8 protein-coding genes are annotated in these 14,107 nt (G+C 42.0%); 2 read left to right on the top strand and 6 right to left on the bottom strand.

Annotation, left to right across the window (positions count from 1 at the left end):
- Positions 1 to 93 precede the first annotated feature (93 nt).
- From KSX81_RS05090 to KSX81_RS05065, 6 genes are all read right to left on the bottom strand, one after another.
- Entirely contained in the window at positions 94 to 2,940 is a 2,847-nt protein-coding gene (locus KSX81_RS05090) for a TonB-dependent receptor (RefSeq protein WP_217725472.1), read from the bottom strand.
- A 23-nt stretch (positions 2,941 to 2,963) separates the two neighbouring features.
- A complete protein-coding gene (locus KSX81_RS05085; RefSeq protein WP_217725473.1) occupies positions 2,964 to 4,322 on the bottom strand; it encodes a DUF4925 domain-containing protein in 1,359 nt (452 codons plus the stop codon).
- Between the two features lie 28 nt (positions 4,323 to 4,350).
- Entirely contained in the window at positions 4,351 to 5,604 is a 1,254-nt protein-coding gene (locus KSX81_RS05080; RefSeq protein WP_004307134.1) for a DUF4925 domain-containing protein, read from the bottom strand.
- Positions 5,605 to 5,900: 296 nt separating this feature from the next.
- Positions 5,901 to 8,747 (bottom strand): TonB-dependent receptor, encoded by a 2,847-nt coding sequence (locus KSX81_RS05075; RefSeq protein ID WP_004321615.1) that lies wholly within the window; start codon positions 8,745 to 8,747, stop codon positions 5,901 to 5,903.
- 39 nt (positions 8,748 to 8,786) lie between these two features.
- A complete protein-coding gene (locus tag KSX81_RS05070) occupies positions 8,787 to 10,163 on the bottom strand; it encodes a DUF4925 domain-containing protein (protein WP_224440854.1) in 1,377 nt (458 codons plus the stop codon).
- 33 nt (positions 10,164 to 10,196) lie between these two features.
- Positions 10,197 to 11,561 carry a DUF4925 domain-containing protein gene (locus tag KSX81_RS05065; protein ID WP_004321614.1) on the bottom strand — a complete coding sequence of 455 codons (1,365 nt, stop codon included), beginning with the start codon at positions 11,559 to 11,561 and terminating at the stop codon, positions 10,197 to 10,199.
- Between the two features lie 237 nt (positions 11,562 to 11,798).
- Here KSX81_RS05065 and KSX81_RS05060 point away from each other — a divergent pair, with 237 nt between their 5' ends.
- Together KSX81_RS05060 and KSX81_RS05055 are read left to right on the top strand one after the other, a co-directional pair.
- Positions 11,799 to 12,650: a helix-turn-helix domain-containing protein gene (locus KSX81_RS05060; protein WP_004301017.1), complete on the top strand. Its 852-nt coding sequence runs from the start codon at positions 11,799 to 11,801 to the stop codon at positions 12,648 to 12,650.
- A gap of 667 nt (positions 12,651 to 13,317) precedes the next feature.
- Positions 13,318 to 14,097, top strand: coding sequence for a polyphosphate polymerase domain-containing protein (locus tag KSX81_RS05055; RefSeq protein ID WP_004307130.1), 780 nt, complete (start codon positions 13,318 to 13,320; stop codon positions 14,095 to 14,097).
- Positions 14,098 to 14,107: the final 10 nt, after the last annotated feature.

Below are 14,107 nucleotides of genomic sequence, written 5' to 3'. Positions count from 1 at the left end.
AATATATAGATAAATGATGACAGATGAGGAGAAAAAAGAAAACGGCTGTATTGAGCAGCCGTTTCTTAAGTAATTGTGAATCTTGAAAGTTAGTTAGAAAGTGACGTCCATTTTCAGCACGAAAGTACGTGGGGCGGCAACTGCCATTGGGCGGTAGCTGTATTCTTTATTCAACAGGTTGTTCACCATAAACTGGAAAGCTACTTCTTTTGTGGCTTTTACTCCGAAGCGTACGTCGACAGTAGCATAGTCTGTATTATGTTTTTTCCAGTAAGTAGCCAGTGTTTCTCCTTTTGAATAACCGAAAAGGATGCCACGTACATAATCCATCAGGTCTTTCTGCTGTTTCTCGCGTTCGTCCAACATCAGATAGTCAACTGCCAGAATTTTGCTCTTCCATGCTACATTGGCACCGACATTGATACGTTTCCACTGGAAATCTACTGTAGCTTTAAAGCTGTGCTTCGGGCGATATTTAAGATACTTACCTGTGTTCGATTTCTCTTTCATCTGAAGAGGATCGGTATAAAGCCCCTCTACTGCATTACGTTCCTGATAGTCAGCATCGCGTGGCTCCGTGTATACATATCCTAAGTTATAGAACAACTTCGTATTCTTATTGAAATTATACACGCCGTTCGTTGAAATTTCTACTCCGTAAATCTGGGCTTTCGATACATTGTGGAACTGGGCTCCGATGCCGAAACCTTTGCCATCTGTCAGCATCTGAAATGCATCGCCTATGCTATTAATCATTGTGTAATTGGCATTGTTGAACAGTCCGAACTGGAATTCAATCATGTCTTTATACTGTGTATAGAATCCTGCAACATCCACAAAACCCTGGAAATTGCCGACCTTATATCCTTGCTTAATTCCTAATTCCGCATTAAATCCTTTCTCCGGTTTGATGTCCAGATTAGGATAGACGCCAACCCCACCAATATCCTTGCGCAGGTATTTTTCATTGATAGACGGATTACGGTAACCCTGTCCGAAGCTGGCACGGATAAAACTGTAATCAGCCAGCTGATAATTTAACCCTGCACGGAAGACCGGACGGAACGGAACCTTGGTTCCGAAAATTTTGGTTTCGGCTTCACGGTGATGATTATTCACCCGATAATATTCGGCACGTACACCGGCAGACACACTCAAACGATCCCAAAAGCGCTGATCGTACTGAAGGAAAGCAGCTACATTATCACTTTTGTATACCTCATCCATTACAGCGGAGTCATAGCGGATATGTTCCAGGGTTACTCCGGTAGTGATTTGTGCACCACCTTCCCATTTCTTATTGAACTGGTAGTCGAGATAGTAATCGAAGTTCTTATCAGTCTGTGTTTTGGGAGTGTTTCGTGACGGATTGATAACATTTGATAACCACGGAATCAGATCACTCGGTAACTGTCCGTTCGCAAGTCCTCCCAAGTCACTCGGCACTCCGTTGTCCATTACCCAGGAGATCAGATCGCAATAATCGGCAGTCGTCGCATTCGGGAAAATATTGCCTAATGAGGTGAACACTCCGTTCATGGCATCTTCCAGATTACCGTTGACAAGTCCGGAACCGATACCTACCAATGCAGGATAGAGTGAACTGTAATCGCCACCGGCTATATTCTGTATCGTTTTGGCATCAGTTCCCATATTTCCCAGAATATCAGTGATGGAAGTACCTTGGGTAGGGCGTACGATATTATCGGCACTGTAATAGAAACGTCCTTTAATCTTATGTGACGTACCGTTTTCCGGATTCACATAGTTGATGAACGGATCGATATGGAAATTATTCTCTTCACGTCCCATGTTGGTGAAAGGAGACGGTTTGTACACTTCCGTTGGTGAACGCCAGATAAAGAAGTCACCATATTGATTGGAAAGGAAATCGACATTGAAACCATAGTTCAACAGTTTCATTCCCATATCGGGCTGATGATAAGTGAGGCTCCCTCCCATACGGAAACGTTTGTTGTATCCCTGTTGGCGGTATCCTTCGTCAGTGAAAAGATTGATTCCTCCACTGACATCGAAATTGCCGATACGACGGGAGTGGGAGAGGTCGAATCCTTCGTAAATAGGATTCCGTATACCGCTAAGAAGACTTCCGCGCAAGATCGGTTTAACAGAATATTTATCATCTTTCCAGAAACTCTTGTCGCTCCATTGGTATTCGTCGTTTTCCGCATCACCATATACTCCCACATAAGCACTGAAACGTGTTTTAGGAGTCAGTCCCGGACGTGCAGTACGGATGTTGATAATGCCGTTCAAGGCTGATGACCCGTACAACACGGAAGAAGCTCCTTTAATAACTTCCACCTGTTCTACATTTTCCAAAGGTATGGTGTTCCAATTGATTTCACCGGTTTTTGGATTCAGGGTACTCATGCCGTCTATCAGAATCTGGCTGCGTGCACCTACACCGTAAGTCCATCCGCTGCCACCGCGCATAGAGGGCTGTTTGTCTACAATGTCTACACCGGGCAATGTACGGAGTGTGGAAGAAATATCTGTCGGTGCCTGACGGGCAATATCTCCGGCTTTCACCACATCCATGGAAACAGTAACGTCACTCAACTTCTGTTCGAAGCGTCCGGCACTAACCACCACTTCTTCCAGTAGCTTTGTGCTTTCTTTCATATAAACGTCTTTCGTGATGACTTCACGCTTATTGATAACAATTGGCATCAATACATCTTCATAGCCTACATAACTGAATACAAGATCGACTCCTCCCTCGGGCAGTTTGATTTCATATTCTCCATTGATGTTGGACACTGCTCCCTGATTGCCATGGAGTTTGTATGTGACGGCTGCGCCTACCAATGGCTCATTGGTTCTGGCGTCGTATATATGTCCTTTCAAGGTTTGGGCAAAGCTGCTTCCGAAACCGGTTAGGGATAAAAGGATTATCAGAGTATATAATTTCTTCATTGTTCTTATTCTTTAATAGTATATTAATTTTGAGGTACGAGATCGAGTCCCAAGTCAAAACTTTGAACTTGCAATGCACATTCCGGCCAAGTGATAAATAGCATATCTATTAGCGGTTCGAGAAATCCGGCAAGTCCGGCCATTTCCGGTGGTAATAAACTTGGCAGCATTTTTAATACTATGGGATGAAAATCTCCAAGAAGCTTTAATATCGGAGCTATTCCTTCTTTATCAAGGTAAATGTATGAGTGACCATTTTGTATCTTGATGTGCATAGGTATTCCGTTTGATAACCAATCAAAGAACGTTGCAAAAGATTGATCGTTCATGCTAACGATAAAACCTAGAATCTCATTTTGCAATTGACCGTTTACTGTTTTCAGAAGACTCTTAAGTTTTAAGGCATCCATGCTGAAGATGGCATCCGAGATGGAGCTTATGATGTTTTTGTCGATCACTTTTCCACTGCCGGAAGCAACCTGTGAAATGATTGCCGGCAGATCGAGCTTTATAACAATCTTGCCATCCCTTTGAAACCAGTATGCCAATCCTTTGGGAGAAGTCGTATATTGATAATCTTTAATGGCATCCGTAATCATATCCTGATCCTCTATATCCATATTTAAAAAGGCAGTCAGAACATTACCGATAAATAAATCCTTGTTTTCCTCGTTAAAAGCATCTCCCGAATAATTGGCAATGATATTTCCATCCGGTTCCAATGTTATATCTTTCAGGATGCAAGGCAACAAGTATCCTAATAATCCCTGCAGAACACTTCCCATGTTTTGACCGTTGTAGCTGGTTTCTGTGGCTTCTTCTGTTTCCGGAAATCTGAAGTAAATGGCACATGAAGTCATCTTGTCATCTTTTTCCTCCCATTGATATCCATTTCCCTCATCTGCAATAACCTTTCCTGTTTCATGCTCTACATCTGCGAAACGATAGTTCTTAGCCCATAAATTAGCATTTGCCATCGTTACGTCAGCCAGATTTAATATAAGTCTGCCTTTCACTACGCGTCCCTCATAATTAAAGGTGCTTTGGGTGGTAGTACCGATGCCTTTGCCTTGAAAAGAGTATCCCTCTGCATCTCCTGTGAGAGGTATATGAGTCAGCTTTAATGCCTTTTCTCCCGGAAGAATATCATAAAAAGTAAGATTAGCAGTCTCACCCTTTACTGTGCTGAAATCCACCGATTTCCCAGTCATATTTTCGCCGTTGTATACCAAAGTCAAGGTAGGATTCGGATTCGAAAATTTATTGGAATAATTGGCCGTTACGTCTACAGGATCGGGGCCTGGATAATCTTCACTACAAGAAGTCAGTATTCCTGTTACACTCGTGAATATAAGCGATATTATAAGTGAAATCTTTTTCATTATCATTCTCTTTTATAGTGATTGGTAATTATTTGGTCGATGGAACTAAGTCCAATCCTAAATTGAATAATTGCATGAGTTTCCATTGTTCAGCAATCATAGCCAAATCCAATGAAAGTCCTCCTAAATCGACTTTAATTCCGGATAGTATGTTGATGACAGGAGTTAATGTCTGATAGTCCAGGTATAGATAGGTATGTCCATCTTTGGTATGGGTTATATTCATGGGAATACCATTTTTGATGCAATTGAATAAAGCGGTAAAAGAGGCATCGTCCACCATTACCAAGTAACCTAATATATCATTATTCACAATTGCATTAAGAGTGGAAAGCAGACTTTTGAGGCGAATGGGGTCCGTTTTGAGAATGGCTTCAGTAATCCCGTTGATAAGCTCACCATCTATCTGTTGCTGGCTATTCTTAATGATTTCTGTAATGATTGCGGGAATATTTAGTTTTAATATTAACTTGTTATTGGCTTGTCCCCAATAAGCTAGTCCATTAGGAGATTTCTCATAAGTACGGTTTTCTATAACGGTTTGAATTTGTTTTTGAACAACTTCTGCTTCATCGCCATTCAAAGGTAAGAACAGTAACTCTTCATTTATTGGATCTGAAGAGTAATATGCTGTAATAGTACCATCCTTTTCCAGTTTGATATCTTTTATTAATTGAGGTATGAGCGTCTGAAGAATACCCGGGGCAAGGTTACCTAAGAGATACATTAATGAAGCTTCGTCAGTTCCTATCCCTTCTTTAGGTTTCATATCGAAATAACAGGCACCTTTGTACTGTACAGGATGAAATTCATTCGTAAGATCCTGAACCATTTCATAAAGAGCGAAGTCGTATTTGTTAACCAGCTTTTGGGGATCAGCCATTACCACATTCAAATCCAGCTTCATCGTTTTCGGAGTAATGCTACCGCTGTATTTCACCGTAGCTCCTCCCATCGTGATATTTGTTCCGCTGAAAGTGTAATACCCTTTCTCTTCATTCTCATACAGTTGGATATGACTGATAGGAGTTTCCTTTTCTCCGGGAATCACATCATTCAGTGTCAGTGTTCCCGTTTCACTATCTCCTGTCTTGAAACTGACAGTTTTTCCAACGAGTTTCTCTCCACTGTAGGTTAGGTCTAGCGTATATGGTTTAATATACGAGCCATATTCCTGACTAATTTCTCCCGGCCAAAATAGCTTGTCATTGTAAGTCTCTTCGCATGATGTAAAGAAAAATACCGCGCAAGCTACATAAAATAGTTTTCGTAGGTTTCTCATTTTGCTTTTTGTTTTTATTGCGTATTTAATAAAACTTTGCAAAGTTCGACTAACAATTCTTTATTGTCAAGGTCTGTTTTTTATTTTAATGTTCTATTTTTAATTGTGTATGGCGAAAGTGCTTAAAATGAGAAAATAAATGTGTTCTATTTTTAATATTGATTGTTCTTCTTTTAAGAATGGCTGTAAAAAGAGAATGAAGAGAGCTCTAAAAAAGCAAACGGTTTCCCACCTGTTTTTCACAGGTGAGAAACCGTTCGTTTTTTTCTTCTCTATTTCCGACTCTTGCGGAAAGTTTAGAATGTAATATCCATCTTTACAACAAAAGTACGTGGAGCGGCAACTGCCATCGGGCGATAGCTATATTCCTTATTCAGCAAGTTGTTTACCATAAACTGGAAAGCAACCTCTTTCGTGGCTTTTACTCCAAGACGCATGTCAACGGTGGCATAGTCCGTATTGTGCTTTTTCCAGTAGCTCGCCAGACTTTCTCCTTTGGAATAGCCGAAAGCAACGCCACGAACATAATCCATCAGGTCAAGTTGTGTTTTCGGACGTTCATCCATCATCAGGTAGTCCACAGCGAGGATTTTGCTCTTCCAGGCAACGTTGGCACCCAGATTGATACGTTTCCACTGGAAATCTACCGTGGCTTTGAAGCTATGCTTCGGACGATATTTGAGATACTTACCTGTGTTCGATTTCTCTTTCATCTGAAGAGGATCGGTATAAAGTCCTTCTACCGCATTGCGCTCCTGATAATCAGCATCGCGTGGTTCAGTATATACATATCCTAAATTATAGAACAACTTCGTGTTCTTATTAAAGTTATAAACACCGTTTGTCGAGATTTCCACTCCGTAGATCTGGGCTTTCGATACGTTATGGAACTGTGCTCCAATACCGAAACCTTGACCGTCAGTTAACATTCGGACAGCATCGCCGATACTGTTAATCATCGTATAATCGGCATTATTGAAGAGGCCGAACTGGAATTCAACCATATCTTTATACTGTGTATAGAATCCGGCAACATCTACAAATCCCTGGAAATTACCGATTTTGTATCCTTGCTTAATCCCCAATTCCGCGTTAAATCCTTTTTCCGGCTTAATGTCCAGATTCGGATAAACACCGACTCCACCGATATCCTTGCGCAGGTATTTTTCATTGATGGACGGATTACGGTAACCTTGACCGAAGCTGGCACGGATAAAGCTGTAATCGGCCAACTGATAATTTAATCCTGCACGGAACACCGGACGGAACGGAACCTTGGTTCCGAAGATCTTTGTTTCCGCTTCACGATGATGATTGTTCACCCGATAATATTCGGCACGTACACCGGCAGATACACTCAAGCGATCCCAGAAACGCTGGTCATACTGGAAGAAAGCGGCTATGTTATCGCTTTTATAGACCTCGTCCATGATGGCGGAATCATAACGTACATGCTCATAAGTGGCTCCCGTAGTGATTTGCGCACCACTGTCCCATTTCTTGTTGAATTGATAGTCGAGATAGTAGTTCGTACTTTTGTCAGTCTGCGTTTTCGGAGTGTTTCGTGTTGGGTTGAGCATACCGGATACCCAGGGGATCAGATCACTCGGTAACTGTCCGTTCGCAAGTCCGCCCAAATCACCGGGTACCCCGTTGTCCATCACCCAGGAGATCAGATCGCAATAATCGGCAGTTGTTGCATTCGGGAAAATATTGCCCAATGAGGTAAATACTCCATTCATGGCATCTTCCAGATTTCCGTTGATAAGTCCCGAACCGATACCGACCAAGGCCGGATAGAGCGAACTGTAATCACCGCCTGCAATATTCTGAATAGTCTGGGCATCTGTTCCCATATTTCCCAGAATATCACCGATGGATGCTCCCTGGCTGGGGCGCACGATATTGTCGGCACTATAATAGAAACGGCCTTTAATCTTATGTGACGTACCATTCTCCGGATTTACGTAGTTGATAAACGGATCGATATGGAAGTTGTTGTCCTCCCGTCCCATATTGGTAAAAGGAGAGGGCTTGTACACTTCTGTCGGCGAACGCCAGATAAAGAAGTCTCCATATTGATTGGAAAGGAAATCAATATTGAAACCATAGTTCAACAGTTTCATTCCCATGTCCGGTTGATGATAGGTAAGGTTACCTCCCATACGGAAACGCTTGTTGTATCCCTGCTGACGGTATCCTTCATCGGTGAAAAGATTCATGCTCCCGCTGACATCAAAATTACCTATACGACGGGAGTGGGAGAGATCGAATCCTTCGTAAATTGGGTTTCGGACACCACTAAGAAGACTTCCGCGTAAAATAGGTTTGACCGAATATTTATCCTCTTTCCAGAAACTCTTGTCACTCCATTGGTATTCGTCATTTTCCGCATCACCATAGATACCTACGTATGCGCTGAAACGTGTTTTCGGAGTCAATCCCGGACGTGCGGTACGGATATTGATAATACCGTTCAGAGCCGACGAACCGTACAGTACGGAGGAAGCTCCTTTGATAACTTCAATCTGCTCGATATTCTCCAAAGGCACGGTGTTCCAGTTGATTTCTCCTGTTTTGGGATTTAGCGTACTCATTCCATCCACCAGAATCTGGCTGCGTGCACCCACTCCGTAAGTCCATCCGCTGCCGCCACGTATAGACGGTTGTTTGTCTACGATGTCTACGCCGGGCAATGTACGGAGCGTGGAAGAAATGTCCGTTGGTGCCTGACGGGCAATATCACCGGCTTTCACTACATCCATAGAAACGGTAACGTTACTGAGTTTCTGTTCAAAACGTCCGGCACTGACCACTACTTCTTCCAGTAGTTTGGTGCTTTCTCTCATGTAAACGTCTTTGGTCACTACTTCACGTCTGTCGATCACAATAGGCATCAGCACATCTTCGTAGCCCACATAACTGAAGACCAGATCGACTCCGCCCTCGGGCAGTTTGATTTCATAAGCCCCGTTGATGTCCGACACGACTCCCTGATTACCTTGTAATTTGTACGTAACGGCTGCTCCTACTAATGGCTCATTGGTTTTAGCGTCATATATATGTCCTTTCAGCGTTTGAGCAAAACTGTTCCCAAAGCTGATGAAGCATAGTAGCAAAGTTAGAATATATATTTTCTTCATTGTTCTTGTATTTTCTTGTTTATAGAAAGGTGCTTCTTATTAGTTGTTGACTGTAAGGTCTATACCTATATGCAGTTTGGTGATGGTAGACCAACCCTTATAAAGCGGCATGATATAACTGTCGAACAGCATCGGACCAAAATTGGGAATACCTGCCATCAAAGGTTCCAGACTGGGGAGGAAAGGAATGAACGGAGTCAATGCATCTTTGGTTACGTACAGATAAGTGTGTCCGTCTTTCTTCTCCATTTGCATGGGGATTCCCTCTTTTATCCAGCCGAACAGCATTTGGAAAGTGGCGTTATCCAGACCTGCCAGCATGGATAATATGGAATTATCCAGTTGACCGCTGATAGTACTTAATATATTCTTGAGTTGAACCGGATCTGAATTCAGGATAGCGTCTGTCAATAAAGCCATCAGATTCTGATCGATACTTTTCCCCTGCGATTTCATGACTTGAATGATAATTGCCGGAAGATCCAGTTTCAGATAGAAATGATCGTTCTTCATATACCAGTAGGCCAGTCCTTTGGGAGATGGAGCATAAATCCGGTTTACCCCCTCCGTGGCATTGATAATATCCTGTTGCTGGAAACCTCCCATCGGATAAGGTAAGAATAACTTATACATAACGAATGTAGCGACTTTATTCATAGATTCGGGATCTTCCATGTTTATTTCACTGAACTTCTGCTCTCCCAGCATCATTTCATCCGTTGTATAATTGGCTGTGATGTATCCGTTAGGTTGTAAGGTGACGTTATCGAGAAGCTGTGCCAGAAGATAACCACCCATTCCTTTCACCAGCCCTGTCATGACCGCATAAAGGAAACTGCCATCACTGCTTAGTTCAATATCCATGTCTACATAAAGAGGTGCGGCAATCATTTTACCATCGGATTCCCCCCATTCGTACAGGCCGGTATCCGAATTGCGGATCATATCCTTTCCTCTGCCGTATATGATGTCGCTAAGTGCATAAGTGTTGGCCATTTGTGCGCTGTTCACCATCTTTATATTGGTCAGGTTCACTGTCAACTGGCCGTTTTCTACACGTCCGCTATAATTAAAGGTACTGCCGGTTAAATTTCCCGTGCCGTTGCCGGAAAAAGAGTAACCGTTAGCATCTCCGGAAATAGGTATATCAGTCAGTTTGAGTGTTTCTTCTCCGGGAAATACATTATAAAAAGTAACATTAGCCGTTTCTCCTTTCACTGTACTGAAGTCGACTGCTTTGCCAGTCATTTCATCCCCATCATAAGTTAATGTCAGGTTGGATTTGCTCAAGTATTTATTCGAGTAATTCGCTGTTACGTCCACCGGGTCCGGTCCTGGATAGTCTTCACTACATGAAGTCATCAAACCTGCCGTTCCGATGAGGCTGCTTATAAATAGTATAGATAATTTCTTCATATTCTTTATTTCTTTCATATTCATGGTTGATGTTTATTTCGGGGGTAAAAGGCCTAGTCCCAAATCAATCGTATTGGCAGAATTCCATAGGTAAGGCAATCCATTCTCGTCATTTGCCATGAGGTATCCGAGTAGATTCTTGAAGGTCGCATTGCTCGCCATGCTTTCCGGAAGCAATCCTTCCACTATCGGCTGCAATCCGGGTAATAACTGAATGAAAGCCGTGGTCGATTCTTTGGCCAGATAAAGATTGGTATGCCCGTTCTCTTCTTCCATTATGTTAAAGACAATGCCCTCGGTCAGCAAGTAGAATACTTGCCGGAAACTAGCATCATCCATATTAGCAATGATGCCGAGGAACTGATTGTCGAGTATGGCATTTAAAGTTCCAAGCAACTTTTTCAATTGAATAGGGTTCGACTTGGCAAGAGCTTCCGTAATGCCTGAAATCAGTCCCGGATCTATGGGAGTCTCACCGTCCTGGGTAGTCAGACCGATGATGGCCGGCAGATTGAGGTTCATCTTAATCTGTCCGTTGTTTGCTGCCCAGGTAATCAGATTGATGGGGGAAGCCGCCCATGTGCGATCTGCCAGCACACTGGTAATGTCGCTCTCTTTTAATGTACCAAGCATGAACTTGATGACAAATAGGGCAATCGTCCCCGTATCTTTATCGGGATCTATGTTACTGATAGGGATACTGCCAATATATACCGGACTGGTAGTGTAATTGGCGATCACGTTACCGTCGGGTTGCAAGGTGACTGATTGAAGAAGTTGCGGGATGAAATAGCAAAGCGCATTCTGAACCAGTTTCATTCTCATGAACAGTGTGCTGCCCGATTTGGTTAATTCTACATCGTCCAGATGGACATAGAATGCTCCGGTCAATATTTCACTCGATGATTCTTTCCATACGTATTGTCCTCCACTGGTTCCGACAATCATTTTCTTGCCTTTCGTAAAGCCGGATAAACCGTAACTTTTTCTCCATTTACTTTGTGGCATTGCTACATTCAAATCCAGTTTCATCGTTTTCGGAGTGAGGGTTCCGCTGTATGTCACCGTTGCCCCTTTCATTGTGATATTCTTTCCACTAAATGTATAGGAATCTCCCTGTTCACATAAATCGATTTGGATAGGAGTTGTTTTTTCTCCCGGAATAATGTCGTTCAGTGTGATGGTTCCTTTTTCACTGTCGTCTGTTTTGAAATCGACAGTTTTTCCAACAAGTTTTTCTCCGCTGTAGGTCAGGTCTAAAGTGGCTGGTTTGATGTATGAGCCATACTTCTGGTTGAGCTCTCCCGGCCAGAATAGCTTGTCATTATAGGTTTCCTCGCAAGATGTAAGGAGGGAAGCTGTACAAGCTACATAAAGAAGTTTTTTCAAAGTTCTCATTCTCTTTTAGGTTTTATTTTAATGTATTATTTAAAACAGTGCAAAGTACGGTGAATAGGTGACTGCCGTCAAGCTCCATTCTTGGGATTCAATGTTCTATCTTTGTTATTTTCTAAAGAACACTCCTAATAAAGAAGAAAACAATGTTCTGTTTGTAAGATATAAGATACCATTTTTGAACTCTTTGTTTGGAATTCGGATGGAATGGATATTTTTGATAAACTAAAAAACTAGACGATGATAATAAACGACTCCTTTCCCAAATTTGACCTTCCGATTGATTTTATAGCAGATGATAGTATCACTGGGGATATTTTAAACTATTACAGTAATTTCCCATGCAAAATAAAAGCCGGTGTCTTTGTACTCTGTACCGAAGGGATGGTGAAAGCTACCATTAATTTGTTGGAGGTTGTCATTCGTAAGAATGATTTTGTAATTGTCCTTCCTAATTCGTTTATTCAGATACACGAAGTTTCGTCTGATACCCGCATTTCTTTTGCCGGTTTTTCATCCGATTTTATGCTTTCCGGCAACTATGTGGAAATCCTGCTAGACTCTATGCCTATGATCTTAAATAGCCCTGTCATTTCTCTGCAAGACGATATTGCCGGCTTGTATCGAAATGTATATCTTTTGCTGATTCGTGCTTATACACTTCCACATTCATTGGAAAATAAAGACATAATACGCTCCATACTGGCTATTTTCTTACAGGGAACGAAAGAACTGTATAAACGCTATGGCAGGAAGCTTGACGAACCTTTGAGAAGAGAGCAGGAGTTGTACAGGCAGTTTATACAGCTGCTGATGGCTCATTATACCAGTGAGCATGAAGTGGCATTTTATGCAGAAAAGTGTGGAGTTACTGCAGCGCATTTCTCTAGTGCAATTCGGAGAGCAAGCGGATACAGTCCGTTGGCAATCATCACGGAGATTATTATCATGAACGCGAAAGCACAACTGAAAACCACCCGGTTGCCGGTAAAAGAAATAGCATTCTCTTTGGGCTTTAACAATCATTCCTTTTTCAATAAATACTTCCGTAAACAGGTGAAGATGACTCCGCTGGAATATCGCGAGAAATAAATCTTTGTTTGCTTAAAATTGGGCTATACATAAAAACAGGATGTTTTATACATTTTCCCTGCTTTAATTAGAACCGGTGTGAGGGCAGCAATTCAAAAGGAGCTTAAATGTTTGTTTGAAGAATGTGAAAAGGTAGCACTTTGCTGATAAATCATTCTTTTTGCACTAATCTTACGTCAGAATCGGAATAAATGAATCTCTCTTTTTCTGATGTATAGCTATTTGCCAGATCAGCAATCAGCGAAGTTAGAAGTGAAATAGCTTGGAAACGACTCTTATTTCAATCTACAAATCCTTGCTCACCGATGAACGGTAGCTTGGTCGGTGAGCAAGGAGGCGTTCCTCACCGACCAAGGATACCTTTCATTAAAAGAACGGACGTTTTCATACAATGAAAAACGGTCTGTTTATCCTTTATTTATACATAATAAGGGGTGTGATATGCATATTCTTGCACTAAATTAGGCATTTTATTTTCTATTTGATTCGATTCATGACCATTGCTGAATAATAGAATCTTAAAAATAGAACAGAACTGTTTATTGCTGTAATACAGTCGATTCACCGATAAGAATCCCCCGTTCATTGATTTTTTTTCCTTTTTCTGCTTCTCTGTCATACATTTGTTACAGTATTGTAACATTTGCTACTCTAATCCCCTATGAATATGAACGAGACATGTAATGTGACCACCGCACTTTCCGCTTTCTCCTCCATTTCTTTGGAAGAGATGAGTACCATCCGTTTGATGAACCGTACCGACACAAAGTATATCGTTTCACTCTCTGCCCTGATGGACGTATTGCAACGGGCAAGTAACTGTTATCGTGTGCAGGAGGTGCAGGGAGAACGGAATATAGTTTATCACACTACCTATCTCGACACTCCCGATTACGCCATGTATCTGGCTCATCAAAACGGAAGAGTGATCCGTGAGAAAATCCGTGTAAGGACGTATGTCTCTTCCGGTCTGACTTTCCTGGAAGTGAAAAATAAGAATAATAAAGGGAGGACAGATAAAAAGCGGATCCGGGTGCAAGGAGTAAACTCTTTGCGTCAGGATGGAGGAGAAGAGTTTCTTCGCAATTATGCCTGGTATGAGTTGTCTACCTTGAAACTTCTACTGGAAAATCATTTTCATCGTATTACATTGGTGAATAAGGCAATGACAGAACGGCTGACCATCGATACCGGTGTGCATTTCCATCATCTCATAACCGGAACAGAAGCAAGATTGGAAAATCTTGCCATCATAGAACTGAAGCGCGACGGGAGAACTTATTCACCCATCGGTGAAATACTGCGCGAACTGCATGTGCGGCCTTCGGGAATTAGTAAATATTGTGTGGGAACCGTACTCACAGCCGGGAACTTAAAATATAATCGGTTTAAACCCAAGTTGAGAATGGCACAGAAGATAGCAAAGAAGCAACTAATGAATATTTAATATAAAACCT

This window comes from Bacteroides sp. MSK.18.37 (assembly GCF_019129155.2).
Lineage (GTDB): Bacteria > Bacteroidota > Bacteroidia > Bacteroidales > Bacteroidaceae > Bacteroides > Bacteroides ovatus.
Note: the sequence above shows the minus strand (reverse complement) of the source record. Positions and strands in the feature narration are given on the sequence as shown.